This window comes from Cellulosimicrobium sp. BMG9.22, from assembly GCF_059159975.1.
In genome coordinates, this window is sequence record NZ_JBZGBY010000009.1 from 108,757 (window position 1) to 124,284 (window position 15,528).

A 15,528-nucleotide genomic window follows, 5' to 3' on the forward strand; every position below is an offset into this window, starting at 1 on the left:
GGAGGATCAGCCCTGCGGACGCAGCGCGACGACCATCGCCTCGACCGCGAGCAGCGGCGCGACGTTCCCCTCGAGCCGCTCGCGCGTGAGCCCGATCGCGTCCATGCGTCGCACGGTCTGCTCGGGCGTCGAGTCCTCGGCGAGCGTGCGCACCGTCTCGGCGCTCTCCACGTTGACGAGCTCGACCTCCGCCCCGAGCTGGACGACGAGCACGTCGCGGTAGAGCGACAGCAGGTCGACCATCGCGCGGTCGAGCACGTCCCGCTGGTGGCGCGTCGCGCGGCGCTTCTGGTCCGCCTCGAGCTCCCGGAGCTGCGAGCGCAGGCGGGGCGGCAGGGTCTCGCCGTCCGCGACACCGAGCGTGCGCAGCAGCTCGGCCTTCTCCGCGGCGTCGCGCTCCTCGGTCGCGGCCTTCGCCTCCGCCTGCGCGAGCTCCACGAGCTCGCCGGCGGCCAGCACGGCGTCACCCACCCCGCGGACGCGGCGTGCGAGCGCGAGCACCGACATCCGCCGCTCGCGCGCCCGCGCGTCCCGGGCGAGGCGCCGCGCGAGGCCGATGTGGCTCTGCGCCGCGCGGGCCGCGACGAGCGCGACGTGCTCGTCGACGCCGTCGCGCCGGACGAGCAGCGCGGCCACGGCCTCGACCGGCGGCACGCGCAGCACGACGCCGCGGCAGCGCGAGCGGATCGTCACGAGCACGTCCTGCGGGCTCGGCGCGCAGAGGATCCACACCGTGTGCGGGGCGGGCTCCTCGATGGCCTTGAGCAGGACGTTGGTGGTGCGCTCCGCCATGCGGTCCGCGTCCTCGACGACGATGACGCGGCGCCGGCCCTGGGACGGGCTGCGGCTCGCGACGGTCACCAGGTCGCGCACCTCGTCGATCTTGATGGTGACGAGCTCGGTCGCGACGAGCGTGACGTCGGGGTGCGTCCCGGCGAGCACGGTCCGGCACGCCTGGCAGTGCCCGCACCCGCCCTCCTTGCACTGCAGCGCGGCCGCGAACGCGCGCGCCGCGTTCGACCGGCCGGAGCCCGGCGGTCCGGTGATCAGCCATGCGTGCGTCATCGCCGCCGGGTCGGCCACGGCGGCGCTCAGCGTCGCGACGGCCTGCTCCTGCCCGACGACGTCGTCCCAGACGCTCACGCGGTGCCGCCCTCGGGTGCGGGTGGGGTGCCCAGGCCCGCGCGGTACCCGATCGCGCTGTCGGAGTCGTCGAACCCGTCGTCGGGCTGTGCCGCGACCGTGTCCTCCGCCTCCTCGACGACGGGCGTGAGCGCGAGCCGCACCGCGACGTCGACCCGGATCTGCGCCTGGATGTCGTCGACCGGGGCCGAGGCGTCGAGCACGATCCAGCGCTCGGGGTCGGCCGCGGCGCGAGAGAGGAACGCCTCGCGCGTGCGCCGGTGGAACTCCGCGCCCGCGCGCTCGAGGCGGTCGTGCTCGCGACGGATCCGCGCGGCGGCGACCACCGGGTCGAGGTCGAGGAGGATCGTCACGTCCGGCAGGAGGTCCTGGACGGCCCAGCGTGAGATGAGCTCGACCTCGTCCGCGCCGAGCTCGCGGCCACCGGCCTGGTAGGCGACGGACGAGTCGAGGTAGCGGTCCGTGAGGACGATCGCGCCGCGCCCGAGCGCCGGGCGCACGAGGCTCGCGACGTGGTGGGCGCGGTCCGCGGCGTAGATCAGGGCCTCGGTGCGCGCGTCCATGTCCTGCCCGTGCAGGACGGCGGCGCGCAGCTCCTTGCCGAGGTCCGTGCCGCCCGGCTCGCGCGTGAGCACGACCTCGCGGCCCGTGAGCTCACCGAGCCACTGCCCGAGCAGGCGCGCCTGCGTGGACTTGCCGACGCCGTCGCCGCCCTCGAAGGAGATGAAGTACCCGGGTGCGCTCACGGCGACCACCCTATCCGCGGCGTCGGACACGAGCCGGGATAGCCTCAGGACCATGCCCGACCCCGCTCCTCTGCCCTCCCCCGGCGTCGCGTTCGCCGGGCGCACGTTCGACGCCGTGCTGTTCGACATGGACGGCACGCTCATCGACTCGGTCCCCGCCGTGGACCGGAGCTGGAGGCGCTGGGCCGCCGAGAACGGGATCCCGGACCCGGACGAGTTCCAGGTCCAGCACGGGACCCCGGCGCGCACGCTCATCGCCGACCTCCTGCCCGAGGACCGGGTGGAGGCGGCGTACGAGCGCATCCACGAGCTCGAGCTGCAGGACGCCGACGGCGTGACGCTCCTGCCGGGCACCCGCGACGCGCTCGCCGTGCTTCCGCCCGAGCGGCAGGCGATCGTCACGTCGTGCACGCGCCCCCTCGCGGCGGTGCGCATGGCCGCGTCGGGCCTCGAGCCGTCGTCGGTCGTCGTGACGGCCGACGACGTGGTGCGCGGCAAGCCCGAACCCGACCCGTTCCTCCTCGGTGCCGAGCGCCTCGGGGTGGACCCCGCGCGGTGCCTGGTCGTGGAGGACGCCCCGGCGGGGATCGCCGCGGCACGCGCGGCGGGGTGCGCGGTGCTCGCCGTCACCGGGACGCACTCGGCGGCCGAGCTCGCCGCCACCTCGCCCGCACCCGACGCGGTCGCGACGGGACTCGCCGCGGTACGCCTCGCCGTCGGGCCCGACGGCGTGCGCGTCACCGACGCCTGACCGCTCGCCCGGTCAGCAGACGCCCGCGCGCAGCGCGGCGGCGACCACCTTCGACGCCGAATGGTTGGTGCACCAACCATTCCCCGGGACGAGAGGACGCACCGTGGCTCGCAAGGACGACGACCTGCGCACGCTCGGCATGCGCATCACCGAGGGCTTCCTGCCGATCTTCGGCCCGGCTCAGCTCGGGCGGCAGGACGCGGACGGCCGCGGCGTCTCCGCCGCGGAGCGCGACCGCGACCGCGAGCTGCGCACCCGGTTCGAGCGCGTGACGGGCCCGGACGGCCGCAGCTACGTCGTCGAGCACGGGGACCGGGATACACCAGCCGAGTCCTGACGCGGCCCGCCGTCAAGCGCCGTTCGCCTCCTCGACGGCGGAGACCATCCTCGACGCGAGCGCCAGCGCCCGGTCGAGGTCGCCCGGCCCCAGACCTGTCGCCGTCGCGATCGCCGACGGAACCCCCTCGACCGACCCGCGGAGCTCGTGGCCGCGCGCGGTGAGGAGGACCTCGACCACCCGCGCGTCCTCGGTGGACCGCGCACGCCGGAGGTAGCCGGCGCTCTCGAGCCGCTTCAGGAGCGGGGAGAGCGTCGCCGGGTCGAGCCGCAGCCGGTCGGCGAGGTTCGTGACCGTGGCACGCCCCGACTCCCCCGGCCCCTGCCACAGCGCGAGCATCACGAGGTACTGCGGATGCGTCATCCCGAGCGGTTCGAGGTGCGGGCGATGCAGTGCGACCAGCCCCCGAGCCGCGACCGAGAGGACGAAACACAGCTGAGCCTCGAGCTCGAGCGGATCTTTCGTCTCTGCACTCACGAAGCAGGACGATAGCGCACTTCGCCACGCATTTCTTAGTGCACAAACAATTCGCACCCGAGGTATTCTTGATCCACGCGGCGCGGCTCGCAATCACCAGCGAGCTCCTACTTAATTCCCAGGCCACACCCAGGCACGGGCCCTAGCGTCGGGACGACAACGTAGTAGATCGAGGCGCAGGGGGCACTCGTGAATCAGCACGGCATCGGTCGCCATACTCGTGACCCGAGCACACAGAATCCCTATGACCTGCATCGATGCCGGTCTGATGGAGGTTTTTCACGGACCGGGGGTCACGGCGACGCGACCACGTCGCCCTTCTGTCGCAGCCAGCGACCAGCCGATGAATGGCGCGATTCATCTATTGAATTTTCCACGGTCTCAGGCCTTGAGATTGGCATTGCGCCCGCGCACCATCGCCTCTCATGCTTTGTGTGCCGCGCCGCCCTGGCCGGCAGAAATCACCAAGCAAGGGGACATCATGAAGCAGGGAGCAAAGCGTTCCGTCGCGACCGCGGTCGCCGCGACGGCGCTGACCGTCGGCCTCGCGTTCTCGGGGAGCGCCGCCTCGGCGGCCGGGTACTACACGCTGCACGCCGCCTCGAACTACTCCAAGGCGACGACCACCACGAACAACGGCTGGGAGGGACGTTCCTACGCCCAGCACGGCAGCCGCTCGGCACTGTCCGCGTGGTACTCCGCGTCCTCGTACGCGTGGGCGGACTCCGGCACGTCGTCGAGCTACCGCGCCACCGTCTGGTTCCGCTGACACAGCACACCACGGGTGGGGGTGCGTGCACGCACCCCCACCCGTGGTGTGTCCGGACCAGTCCCGACCGTCACTCCTGGAGCTGATTCCCCGTGCCACGACGCACACGCGATCGAGCGACAACCCTCCCGTCCATGCTTCTCGTTGCGGCACTCGTCGCGCTCGGCGCGGGCGCCTGCAGCGCTGCGGCCGAGCCGGACGACGGACCGACCTCGGGCGAGAAGATCGCCGACAGCCTCGTCACGATCTTCGAGCAGGAGCTCGCGGACCCCGAGATCTCCGACTTCGAGCGGGAGGTCTTCGAACGCGCCGTCGAGACAGGTCGCATCGACCCCGCCGACTACGAGGAGGCGTTCCAGCGGTACGAGGCGTGCATGAGCGACCTCGGCTACGAGGACACCTGGGTCATGGGACCCGACGGGATCTACCAGATCACGCCGCCCGAATCGATCACCACCGGCACCCAGGAAGCTCTGGACGAGTACATGGAGCGCGGCGGCGACTGCGCGATGGACACGACCATGCAGATCGAGGCGACCTACGTCCAGCAGCAGAACAACCCGAACCTGCTCGCCGACCCGTTCGCGGTCGCGGTCGAGTGCCTCCAGGGGCTCGGCGCCGTGCCGGCGGACTACTCCCCGGACGACCTCGAACGCGAGCTCGAGAACGACGATCTCGACAAGGCGACCTTCGACGCCTCGGAGCCCGATCAGAACCAGTGCCTGCGCGGTGCCGGCTTCACCATCGCCGTAGGTCCGTAGACCCCTCCCGGAAGGACGACCCATGATGCGCACGACGACTCTTCTCGCCGCCCTGGCGAGCACGACGCTGCTCCTGGCGGCGTGCACCGCGCCGGCCACCGACGACCCGCCGCCGTCCCTCGAGACCTCGACCGAGCCCGACGCCGGGGGTGGCAGCAGCTCGGGGGACGATGCGGAAGACGCCTCTCCTCAGGAGGTCGACCAGGCCACCCAGGACTACCTCGACTGCCTGCTCGACCACGGCGTGGACGCGATCATCGACGGCGAGGGGAACATCGCCCTCGGCGCCGACCAGCAGGGCGGGATCTCCGTCGGGAGCGACTCCACCGCCGGCACCCCCGACGAGGCGCAGGTGGAGTGCCAGGAGGCAGTCCCCGAGTACACCGCCCCGAACGACGACGAGCGGTAGACATGGCCAGGATCCGACGTGCCTCGGCGGTGCTGCTGTGCAGCATCGCGGTCGGCGCCGCGGGAGTGGGCGCCGGGCTCGTCCTCGCACCTCCGCAGGTGCCGGCCGAGCTCGCCGTCGCGACCGACGAGCAGACCGCTCCCGTGTCCGCACAGCAGTTCGCGGACGAGCGGAAGGTCAACGTCTCGCTGCACGTGTCGGAGTCGAATCCCCTGCGCAGCGCCGCGTCCGGCACCGTGACCGAGGCGTTCGCCGCCCCCGGAAAAGAGATCTCGTCCGGGACGACGGTCTTCGACGTCAACAGCGAGCCGGTCGTCGCGCTGCACACGACCGTCCCGCTCTACCGCGACCTGACCCAGGGAGACCGAGGCATCGACGTCCAGGCCCTGCAGAACGAGCTGGCTCGGCTCGGATACCGGGTGGACAGCACGGGCACCTACGGCCGCGCGACGACTGCGGCCGTCAAGGAGCTCCAGAAGCGGGCCGGCATGTCGAGGCCGACCGGGGACCTCGCGCTCGCCCAGGTCATGTGGCTCCCTGCGACGAGCGTCGTGCCCGAGACGTGGACCGCGGCGCTCGGCGCGACGCTCGGCGGCGGCGACGTCGGCACCACCCCGGCCGCGCTCACCGCGGTGAGGATCGCCGAGGTCCCGAACGGATTGGCCCCGGGGCGCCGGACGCTCACCCTCTTCGGGAGCACGACCGTCCTCGACGACTCCGGTGCGGCGACCGACCCCGCGTTCCTCGCAGCGGTGGCCGCCACGCCGGACTACCGGGCGACCCGCGCGTCCGACGCTCCCGACACGGCGACCGCGTCGACCCGGCTCGACGAACCGCTCGCCGCCCTGCGCGTCCCGCCCTCAGCCGTGTTCGCCGTCCAGGGCACCTCCGCGTGCATCCAGTCCGACGGCGTCGCACGGCCGGTGACGATCGTGGGTTCCGGCCTTGGCGCGAGCCTCGTCACGGTCGACGGCGAGGCCCCGACCTCGGTGGACGTCGGCGAGGCGATCACCTCGGACGGCTGTGGATGAGCGCGACACGAGACAGGATGCCCAGCACCACGGGCGAGCCGGTGCGGGGAGGGCGAGAGGTGCGCGTCGAAGGGCTCGGCCACCGGTTCCCCGGTACGCCGATGCTCTTCGAGGACCTGGACCTGACGCTCTCCCCCGGCGAGGTCGTCGGGCTGTGCGGTCCGTCGGGCTGCGGGAAGTCGACCCTCCTGTCCATCCTCGCCGGCTGGGAGAACCCGACGACGGGCACACTCACGAAGGTCGGGATCGAGCGCACCGGCTGGGTGTTCCAGAACCCCTACGGAGTCCCTCGGCGATCGGCCCTCGACCACGTCGCGTTCCCGCTCGTGGCCCGCGGCCAGTCGCGCCGGGCGGCGTCGGCCGAGGCGCTCCGGGTCCTGGACCTGTTCGACCTCGGGCAAGTCGCCGAACGGCCGTTCTCCGCGCTCTCCGGCGGCGAGGCACAGCGCCTCATGCTCGCGCGCGCGGTGTGCACGGCGCCCGACCTCCTGCTCGTCGACGAGCCGACCGCGCAGCTCGACACCAGGACCGCGGCGACCGTCAACGCGACGCTCGGCAACATCGCCGCCGGGGGGTCGATCGTCGTGATCGCCACCCACGACCCCGACACGCGCGCAGCGTGCGACCGCGTGGTCGACATGGTCCGCCTCGTCCACGACGGGCACGACCGGGCCGACGACCCCACCGGCGAGCCGGCTCGCGCGCCGGCCGGGGAGGGGCGTCGGTGAGACTCTCCACGATCCTGTCCGAGGTGGCCCGGAACCTGGCGACGGGGACGACGCGGGCCGTCGCCCTGGCACTCGCCCTCGCGCTGGCGGTCGGTGCCCTCGCCGCGCTCGACGCCACGACGATCGTCGGCATGGAGCACGACGCGGCGCAGTACCGCGGCGCGGCCGCCGGTGTGCGCACGGTGAGCGCGCCCGGCCTGGTCGACCCGCAGGCGTGCGACGCGCTCGGCACGACGAGCACGGTGCAGGACGCCGGGGCCCTGGTTCCCGCTGCCGCCGTCGTCCCGTCCGCGACCCCGAGCAGCCCGCTGCAGTCGTTCGCGGTCACGCCGTCCCTGGCGGGCGTCCTCGGCGTGCGCTCGCCGCTGCCCGAGGGCGTGTGGATGTCCGACCAGCTCGCCGAACGGCTGGGGCTCGCTCGGGGTGCGACGCTCGAGACCGACGCCGGGCCTCTCGTGCTCGCCGGCACGTTCGCGTGGCCCGACGACGGCCGCGACGGCCGTCTCGGCTTCGCCGTCCTCGAACCCACCGCGACGAACGCCCGGTTCGAGGAGTGCTGGGCGGCCGCCTGGCCGACGACGCCCGTCGTCGAGGACCTGCTCCGAGGTGTCGTCGACGTCCAGCCGCAGAGCAGCGAGGCCGTCACGGTCGGTCAGGTCAACCGGTCGCTCGGCGCGACGTACGACGCGCACGCCGCGTTCGTCACCCGCCCCACCCGGCACGCCGTTGTGGCCTGCGCGGTCCTCGGCCTCGTCCTGGGCTACGCGAGCGTGCGCCGGCGTCGCCTCGAGCACGCGGGTGCGCTGCACGCCGGGCAGTCCCGCACCGCCCAGCTCGCGACGTCGTCCCTCGAGACGGTCGTCTGGGCCGCCGTCGGGACGGTGGTCAGCGTCGTCGCGCTGCGCGTCGTCGTCGCCCGGGCGGGGGCGATCGACCCGGGCACGGTCTTCGACGTCGTGAGCCGCGGACCGGTGCTCGGTGCGCTGTGCGCCGTGGCCGGGGCTGTGCTCGCCGCCTGCCTCGTGCGCGAGCAGCACCTGTTCCGCTACTTCAAGGACCGCTGAGACCCTCCGCCGCGGGACCGTGCCCGGTCCCGCGGCGGCCCGCCCGGATCACTCGCCCGGGTACGCCACCCCGATCTGACGGCGCACCTCGTCGAGCGTGCGCATGACCTCGAGCGTGCCGTCCCACGACATGCGCGGGCTCTGCGTCTCGCCCGCCGTGATGCGGCGCGCGACCTCGGCGGCCTGGTACTGCTTGCCCTCGCCGGAGAAGCCGTCGTAGTACCAGGACGAGCCGTCGTGCCGGATCACGCGGAACGACGTCGGCGCGTAGAACGCGCCCTCGACCTCGATGCGCCCCGCCGTCCCGGAGATGACGGCCGCCGTCGCGGTGCGCGACCACAGCGTCGTGGAGAGCGTGGCCTGCGTGGCGCCGTAGCCGAGCGTGATGCTCACCTGCCCGTCGACGCCCGTCTCGGTGAGCGACCCCACTGCCGTGACCGACGACGGCACGCCCAGCAGGTCGTGCGCGAACGACACCGGGTACACCCCGAGATCGAGCAGCGCGCCGCCCGCGAGCTCGGGCGCGTAGAGGCGGTGCGCCGGGTCGAACGGGAACCACTGCCCGTGGTCGGCGCTGAGGTTGACGACGTCCCCGATCTCGCCGCGCGCGATCACCCCGCGCAGCGCGGCGACGTGCGGGAGGAACCGCGTCCACATGGCCTCCATGACGAACACGCCGGCCTCGCGCGCGGCGTCGAGCACCTCGACGGCCTCGGCCTCGTTGCGCGTGAACGCCTTCTCGACGAGCACGTGCTTGCCCGCGGCGATCGCGAGCAGAGCGTGCTCGCGGTGGTGCGAGTGCGGCGTCGCGACGTAGACCACGTCGACCTGCGGGTCCTCGACGAGCTCCTGGTAGCCGTGGTGGGTCGTCGGGACGCCGTGCGCGGTCGCGAAGCGCTCGGCCCGCACGCGGTCGCGCGACCCGACGGACGCGATCCGGCTCTGCGTGTGCTGGCGCACCGCCTCGGCGAACGACGACGCGATCCCGCCCGCGCCGAGGATCCCCCAGCGGATCGACGGTGCGGTGCGCGGGTCGGGGACGGTGCCGGTGACGTCGGCGGACAGGTCGGGGACGGGGTGGACGGCGGACCCTGCCGAGTGCTCGGCCGGCGTCGGGGCGACGATGCTCATGGGTTCACGCTATCCCGCTGACCTCGCTGCCAGGCCGGGTGTCCATGCGCCGTCGGACCTCGCTCCGCCGCGCGGGTGGTGCGCCCGGCGGCACCGCGCGCCACGATGGACCCATGACGTCCCCCGCGCCCCGGTCCGACGCTCCGTCCGGCACTCCGACCGACACCGACAGGGGCGCTCCGGAGCCGCGCGCGAGCGCGCGCGACCTGGTCAAGGTCTACGGCACCGGCTCGACGGCGGTGCGCGCGCTCGACGGCGTCGACGTCGACTTCGCGCGCGGTCGCCTCACGGCGATCATGGGGCCGTCCGGGTCCGGCAAGTCGACGCTCATGCACTGCCTGGCCGGGCTCGACTCGCCGACGTCGGGCAGCGTCGTCATCGACGGGCAGGAGATCAGCCGCCTGTCCCAGCGGCGGCTCACGGCCCTGCGCCGCACCCGGATCGGGTTCGTCTTCCAGTCCTACAACCTCGTCCCCACGCTCACCGCGGCGGAGAACATCACGCTCCCCCTCGACATCGCGCGCGCCCCGCTCGACCGCGACTGGTTCGACGAGGTCGTCGACGCCGTCGGGCTGCGCGACCGGCTGCACCACCGACCCTCGGAACTGTCCGGCGGGCAGCAGCAGCGCGTCGCGTGCGCGCGGGCGCTCGTGTCCCGGCCGTCGATCGTGTTCGCCGACGAGCCGACGGGCAACCTCGACTCCCGCTCGGCGGGCGAGGTGCTCGCGTTCCTGCGCCGGTCCGTGGACGAGCTCGACCAGACCGTCGTCATGGTCACGCACGACCCGCGCGCGGCGTCCTACGCGCACCGCGTCGTCTTCCTCGCCGACGGTCGGATCTCGGGCGAGCTCCACGACCCGACCCAGCAGGACATCCTCGACGCGCTCGCGCTCGCGGCCGACGACGGCACCCCCGCCCTGCCCGACGCCGGCCCCCCGGACGCCCGCGCCGCCCCGGTGGGACGCCACGCGGCCCGGGTCGACCCGGCATGATCCGCGTCGCGCTGCGCGGCGTGCGCGCGCACGTCGTGCGGTTCGTCCTCTCGGTCCTCGCGGTGACGCTGGGCGTCGCGTTCGTCGTGGGCACGTTCGCGTTCCGCGGCATGCTCTCCTCGACCTTCGACGACATCATCGCCACCACCCTCACCGCGGACGTCTACGTGCGCGGCTCGCAGGAGGTCACGGGCGACGCCGTCGGACCGGGCGGGGGCGGCGGGGGCGGGTTCGCCGCGGACCGCACGCTCGTCCCGGCCGACCTGGTCGACCAGGTCGAGGCCGTCGACGGCGTCGCGCGCGCCCTGCCCGAGGTCTCCGGCCCGGTGGTGCTCGTCGGCGCGGACGGGACCGCCGTCGTGACGACCGGCCCGCCGAGCACGGCGTTCTCGGTCGACCCCGACGACCCGAGCCTCACCCTGCTCGACGGCGCGTGGCCGGGTCCGGGCGAGATCGTCCTCGAGCAGTCGGCAGCGGAGACCGCGGGGCTCGCGACCGGTGACGCGACGACGGTCGTGCTCGGCGGCGAGCCCCGGCCCGTCACGGTGTCCGGGGTCTTCGGGATCGAGGCGGCCGCGGCCGGCGCGATCCTCGTCGGGCTGGACGGGCAGACGGCGAGCGACGCGTTCGCGCCGGACGGCATGGTGCCGCAGATCTCGGTCTGGGCCGTGGCTCCGGGGCCGGACGGGACCACGGACGAGGAGGCGCTGGCCGAGCGCGTCGGCGCCGTCCTGCCCGAGGGCGCGGAGGCCGTGACCGGCGAGCAGGCGCGCGCGGAGGCGAGCGAGGCGGTGGAGGAGGTGCTCGGCTTCGTCGAGACGTTCCTGCTCGTGTTCGCGGCCATCGCGCTGTTCGTCGGGGCGTTCATCATCACCAACACGTTCGCGATGTCGGTGCGCGAGCGCCTGCGCGAGCTCGCCCTCCTGCGTGCGCTGGGCGCGTCCCCCGGGCAGGTGTTCGCGTCGGTGCTCGTCCAGGCGTTCGTCGTCGGGCTGGTGGGCGGCGGGCTCGGGGTCCTCGGCGGTGCCGGGCTGGTTCGCGCCATCCGGTGGGGACTCGCGCTCGCCGGGATGGAGTTCTCGGGACGCGTCCCGCTCGGTGCGCCGCAGGTCGTCGCGGCCGTCGCCCTCGGCGCCCTGGTGAGCGTGCTCGCGGCCGTGCTGCCCGCACGTCGCGCCGCCGCCATCCCGCCCGTCGAGGCCATGCGCGACGACGTCGCCCCGGACCGCGGGACCGGCGCGCGGGCCGTGGGCGGGCTCGTCGTCACCGCCCTCGGTGCCGGCGTGCTGTGGCTCGCGGCGTACCTCGGCTCGTCGGTCTCGGACACCCCGACGGGGTGGGCGTGGGTCGACGACCTGAGCCCGCGCGTCCTGCTCGGCGTGGGTGCGGGGCTCGTGCTGCTGGGCGTCCTCGTCGGGTCGCCGGCGGTCGCCCGCGGCGTGCTCACCGTGCTGGCCTGGCCGCTCGTCGTCGCGCTGCGGCCGCTCGGACGCCTCGCGCGCGGCAACGTCACGCGCAGCCCGCGCCGCACGGCGAGCACCGCGGGCGCGCTGCTCATCGGTATGGCGCTCGTGTCCGTGACCGGCGTCATCGCGGCGTCGACGCAGGCGTCCGTGCGTGGCATCGTCGAGAACGAGGTGCGCGCCGACCTGGTGATCGACTCTGCGACGCTCGTCGTGCCGGACGGCGTGGTGGATGCGGTCGCGGCGACGCCCGGCGCGGAGACCGTCGACACCGTCCGGCTCGGGCTCGTGCCCGTCGCGAGCGGTGACGAGGAGCCGCGCGGCACCGACGTCGCGGGCGTCCCCGCGCGTTTCTTCGACACGGCGCTCGATCCCGTGGCGCTCGAGGGAGACCCGACGTCGACGCTCGAGGACGGGGACGTCGTCGTGCACCGGCGCACCGCGCGCGAGCGCGGCTGGGAGGTCGGCGACGCGCTGCGTCTCGGCGAGGGCGCGGCCGCCGTCGAGGCGCGGGTGGGCGCGGTGATCGACAGCCAGCTCGTCGGGTCCGGGATCCTCGTGCGCGACGACGTGTTCGACGCCGTCGTGCCGGCCGCGCAGGCGAGCGTGCGGATCGTCTACGTGTCGGCCGACGACGAGGCGACCCCCGGCGAGGTGGAGGAGCTGAGCGCGGCGCTGACGACCGCCGTCGAGCCGTTCCTCGTCGTCACGGTGCTCGACCGGGAGGAGACGGCGTCGGCGTTCGCCGACCAGGTGAACCAGGTGCTCGTCATCCTCTACGCGCTGCTCGCGCTGTCGATCGTCATCGCGCTCCTCGGGATCGTCAACACGCTCGCGCTGTCGATCATCGAGCGGACGCGCGAGATCGGGCTGCTGCGCGCCGTCGGGCTGGGGCGGCTGCAGCTCGCGGGCGTGATCGCGATCGAGTCGGTCCTCACGGCGGTCTACGGGACGGTCCTGGGCGTCGCGACGGGCATCGGCATCGGCGCCGCGCTGCCGGGCGTGCTCGCCGACGAAGGTCTGAGCACGCTCGCCGTCCCGTGGGGCCAGGTGCTCGCGATCCTGGGCGTCGCCGTCGTCATCGGCCTCGTCGCGAGCGTCTGGCCCGCGATCCGCGCCGCCCGCCTCCCCGTCCTCGAGGCCGTCACGGTCGACTGACCACCCCACTCGCTGAGTGCATGAAATAGTCGCGTCCGGGGCCCTCAGACGCGACTATTTCATGCACTCACGGGACGGGGAGGGGGTTCGGCGCCGGGGTGCGGTAGTGGCGCAGCGGGGCGTTGCGCCAGGCGACGAGCCCGACGACGGCGCTCGCCACGAGCCCGCCCGCGACCAGGGCGACCGGTGCGGACGTGAGCGACGCGAGCACACCGCCCCGGAAGTTGCCGACCTCCGGCCCCGCGACCCCCACGACGTGCTCGACCGACGACACGCGCCCGCGGAACTCGTCCGGCGTCTCGAGCTGGACGAGCGCGCCACGCGTCACGACGGACACCGTGTCCGCGGCCCCGGCGACGGCGAGGCACGCGAGCGCGAGCCACAGCGGCCCCGCGAGCCCGAACCCGGCGAGCGCGACGCCCCACGTCGCGGCCGCGGCGAGCTGCAGGGCGCCCGAGCGCGTCGCCCGCGTGACCGCGCCGGAGAAGAGCCCGGCCGCGATCCCGCCCACCGCGATCGCCGAGAGGAACAGCCCGAGGGTGCGCGGGTCGCCGTCGAACCGGATCTCGTTGACGAGCGGGAACAGCGAGACCGGCATCGCGAGCACCGTGGCCGCGACGTCCGTGGCGAACGAGCCACGCAGCGTCGGCCTGCGCCAGACGATCGACCACCCGCCCGTCGCGGCACGACGGCGCACGGAGGGAGCGTCGTCGGCCGTGGGCGCACCCGGTGGCAGCGGGGGGAGCCGCACGAGACCGAGCAGGGCGACCACCGCCGCCGCGGCCTGCAGCCCGTACGCCGCGGGAAGGTCCCAGCGCGCGAGGACCAGCCCGGCGAGCGCCGGACCGATGAGCATGGCGACCTGGAACGCGAGGTTCTGCAGCGCGAGCCCGGCGGCGACCTGGTCGGGAGGCAGCAGGCGCGGCGGGACCGTCCGGCGCGCGGGAGAGCCCAGCGCGTTGCACGCCGCACCGAGGCTCACCAGACCCAGGAGCACCCACACCGACCGGTTCCCGGCGACGGCCTGCGCCACGAGTCCGACAGCGGCGAGCACCTGACCCGTCGCCGCGACGCGCATGATCGTCCGGCGGTCGTGGACGTCGGCGAGGTGCCCACCGACGAGACCGAGCGTGAGGAGCGGGACGGCGGTCGCGAGCCCGATGGTCCCGGTCCACAACGGGCTGTGCGTGAGCTCCCAGACCTGCAGCAGGACCGCGACGGTGGCCACCTGCATCCCGAGCCCGCCGACGGCGGACCCCAACCACAGGTCGCGGTAGGCGCGGCTCGTGCGCAGCGGGCGCAGGTCGAGGACGTGCTCGCGCACGTCAGTGCTCCGTCGGTGCGTCGGGCGCCGCGGCGTCGGCCCGCCCGGCGCTGCCCGACCTGGAGTCCGACCCAGCTTCCGGCCCGGTGTCCGCGGGCACCGGGTACCCCGCCGCGTCGAGCCGCTCGACGAGGCGCTCGCGCAGCGACCGTCGCGCGAGCACCCGCTCGAGCTCGACGACCGCCGCGCTGAGAGCGTGCGGGAGCTCGTCGTCGATCTCGGCGACCGACTCCTCGGTCGCCCGCCACTCCGCCTCGAGGAACGGCACGAGCTCGCTGGCCCGGTCCGTGAGCACGACACGACGGGTCCGGGCGTCGGCACCCGGCGCGGTGTCGACGAGGCCTTCACGACGCATGGCGCTGACGGTCTGGCTCATGGCCGAGTGGGTCCGACCGAGCGACGCGGCAAGCTCGCGGATCGTCAGCGGCCCGGTGTGCGCGAGGCGGATCAGCGGGTAGACGAAGCGGGAGCGTACGCCCTCGATCCCGCGGTCGGTGTAGACCGTGGCGATCTCGTCGTCGAGACGGCGCAGCAGCGCATGCAGTGCATCCCAGCGGCCGGGGATCGTGGTGGGATCGATATTCGTCACAGCACTGTTATAACAGCGCTCATGTTTTGAGTCCAGCAGGGTGCCGCTCGGCTAGGTTGAGCGGGCCGTGCTCGGGTCGGGCGGCGCGTGGTCGGGTCGGGCGGCTCGTGGTCGGGTCCGCGTGCGGGGCGTCGTCGGTGCTCGGGCTGTCCGCGCCGTCACCGTGGTCCTTCGGGTGTGAGTTTGAGGAGCGCGGCCTTGACGGCCTTCGCATCCGACGCCGCCCCACCCGCTCAGCCGTCACCTCACCCCGGGCGGACGCCCCGGGCCGCCGGCGCGCCGAGGTAGAGGCGTGGTCGGCCGAGGTAGAACCCCGGTCCGCCGAGGTAGAGCCGTGGTTCCGCGAGGTAGAGCCGTGGTCTGCCCGACGGCGACGGCGGCAGCTGGCTGGGTGCGGGAGCCCGCCCGGTCTCCGGTCGGGCAAGGCCGCGCGCGCCGGTCTTCCGGACGGGCCTCTCGCCCGTCGGCCGCGCGGGCCGGTCTTCGAACCGAGCTCGCTCGCCTGATCGACGAGGCCACGGTCGGTTCGGTGGGACGGGCGCGATCCCCTGCTCGGCGAGGCGCCGCGTTGCGGCGCGGGGGTGAGCCCGCCGACCGACCCGGCCCGGCACCCGGGCGGTCGCCCGGGCGAGCGAAGGCCACGGTGCGACGACGC

Annotated in this window: 16 protein-coding genes; 10 read left to right on the forward strand and 6 right to left on the reverse strand. The window is 74.2% G+C overall.

The annotated features are described in order from the left end of the window. Positions 1–6: 6 nt before the first annotated feature. Together AC4H2H_RS08925 and tmk are read right to left on the reverse strand one after the other, a co-directional pair. Entirely contained in the window at positions 7–1,143 is a 1,137-nt protein-coding gene (locus AC4H2H_RS08925) for a DNA polymerase III subunit delta' (RefSeq protein ID WP_494370447.1), read from the reverse strand. Then, positions 1,140–1,943: a dTMP kinase gene (tmk, locus tag AC4H2H_RS08930; RefSeq protein WP_494370448.1), complete on the reverse strand. Its 804-nt coding sequence runs from the start codon at positions 1,941–1,943 to the stop codon at positions 1,140–1,142. The genes AC4H2H_RS08925 and tmk overlap by 4 nt, the downstream gene beginning before the upstream one ends. On the opposite strand from tmk, the gene AC4H2H_RS08935 reads away from it, so the two are divergent. Together AC4H2H_RS08935 and AC4H2H_RS08940 are read left to right on the forward strand one after the other, a co-directional pair. After that, positions 1,942–2,640 carry an HAD-IA family hydrolase gene (locus AC4H2H_RS08935; protein WP_494370449.1) on the forward strand — a complete coding sequence of 233 codons (699 nt, stop codon included), beginning with the start codon at positions 1,942–1,944 and terminating at the stop codon, positions 2,638–2,640. The genes tmk and AC4H2H_RS08935 overlap by 2 nt on opposite strands. A gap of 103 nt (positions 2,641–2,743) precedes the next feature. Then, entirely contained in the window at positions 2,744–2,977 is a 234-nt protein-coding gene (locus AC4H2H_RS08940; RefSeq protein ID WP_494370450.1) for a hypothetical protein, read from the forward strand. A gap of 12 nt (positions 2,978–2,989) precedes the next feature. Here the strand turns inward: AC4H2H_RS08940 and AC4H2H_RS08945 are convergent, their stop codons facing one another. After that, positions 2,990–3,511: a MarR family winged helix-turn-helix transcriptional regulator gene (locus AC4H2H_RS08945; protein ID WP_494370451.1), complete on the reverse strand. Its 522-nt coding sequence runs from the start codon at positions 3,509–3,511 to the stop codon at positions 2,990–2,992. A 424-nt stretch (positions 3,512–3,935) separates the two neighbouring features. Between AC4H2H_RS08945 and AC4H2H_RS08950 the strand changes: the two genes are divergently transcribed. The 6 genes from AC4H2H_RS08950 (at position 3,936) to AC4H2H_RS08975 (ending at position 8,216) form a co-directional block, all read left to right on the forward strand. Beyond that, positions 3,936–4,223 (forward strand): hypothetical protein, encoded by a 288-nt coding sequence (locus AC4H2H_RS08950; protein WP_494370452.1) that lies wholly within the window; start codon positions 3,936–3,938, stop codon positions 4,221–4,223. A 134-nt stretch (positions 4,224–4,357) separates the two neighbouring features. Further along, on the forward strand, positions 4,358–4,984 hold the full coding sequence (locus AC4H2H_RS08955) for a hypothetical protein (RefSeq protein WP_494370453.1): 627 nt from the start codon (positions 4,358–4,360) through the stop codon (positions 4,982–4,984). A 22-nt stretch (positions 4,985–5,006) separates the two neighbouring features. Further along, on the forward strand, positions 5,007–5,393 hold the full coding sequence (locus AC4H2H_RS08960; RefSeq protein WP_494370454.1) for a hypothetical protein: 387 nt from the start codon (positions 5,007–5,009) through the stop codon (positions 5,391–5,393). Between the two features lie 2 nt (positions 5,394–5,395). After that, positions 5,396–6,424, forward strand: coding sequence for a peptidoglycan-binding domain-containing protein (locus AC4H2H_RS08965; RefSeq protein WP_494370455.1), 1,029 nt, complete (start codon positions 5,396–5,398; stop codon positions 6,422–6,424). Between the two features lie 17 nt (positions 6,425–6,441). Next, positions 6,442–7,152, forward strand: a complete 711-nt coding sequence (locus AC4H2H_RS08970) for an ATP-binding cassette domain-containing protein (protein ID WP_494370456.1) — start codon at positions 6,442–6,444, stop codon at positions 7,150–7,152. Next, on the forward strand, positions 7,149–8,216 hold the full coding sequence (locus AC4H2H_RS08975) for a hypothetical protein (protein ID WP_494370457.1): 1,068 nt from the start codon (positions 7,149–7,151) through the stop codon (positions 8,214–8,216). The genes AC4H2H_RS08970 and AC4H2H_RS08975 overlap by 4 nt, the downstream gene beginning before the upstream one ends. Positions 8,217–8,264: 48 nt before the next feature. On the opposite strand, the gene AC4H2H_RS08980 is transcribed toward AC4H2H_RS08975, so the two are convergent. Beyond that, positions 8,265–9,347: a Gfo/Idh/MocA family protein gene (locus AC4H2H_RS08980; RefSeq protein ID WP_494370458.1), complete on the reverse strand. Its 1,083-nt coding sequence runs from the start codon at positions 9,345–9,347 to the stop codon at positions 8,265–8,267. A gap of 113 nt (positions 9,348–9,460) precedes the next feature. Here AC4H2H_RS08980 and AC4H2H_RS08985 point away from each other — a divergent pair, with 113 nt between their 5' ends. Further along, the gene (locus tag AC4H2H_RS08985; RefSeq protein ID WP_494370459.1) at positions 9,461–10,339 is read left to right on the forward strand and encodes an ABC transporter ATP-binding protein; all 879 of its coding nucleotides are present in this window, start codon (positions 9,461–9,463) and stop codon (positions 10,337–10,339) included. Continuing rightward, positions 10,336–12,960: an ABC transporter permease gene (locus tag AC4H2H_RS08990; protein ID WP_494370460.1), complete on the forward strand. Its 2,625-nt coding sequence runs from the start codon at positions 10,336–10,338 to the stop codon at positions 12,958–12,960. The genes AC4H2H_RS08985 and AC4H2H_RS08990 overlap by 4 nt, the downstream gene beginning before the upstream one ends. A 67-nt stretch (positions 12,961–13,027) precedes the next feature. Here AC4H2H_RS08990 and AC4H2H_RS08995 read toward each other — a convergent pair whose 3' ends face one another. Together AC4H2H_RS08995 and AC4H2H_RS09000 are read right to left on the reverse strand one after the other, a co-directional pair. Next, the gene (locus AC4H2H_RS08995; protein WP_494370461.1) at positions 13,028–14,284 is read right to left on the reverse strand and encodes an MFS transporter; all 1,257 of its coding nucleotides are present in this window, start codon (positions 14,282–14,284) and stop codon (positions 13,028–13,030) included. 1 nt (position 14,285) lies between these two features. Then, complete coding sequence (locus AC4H2H_RS09000) at positions 14,286–14,873, reverse strand: MarR family winged helix-turn-helix transcriptional regulator (RefSeq protein WP_494370462.1); 588 nt, start codon at positions 14,871–14,873, stop codon at positions 14,286–14,288. Between the last annotated feature and the right edge of the window lie 655 nt (positions 14,874–15,528).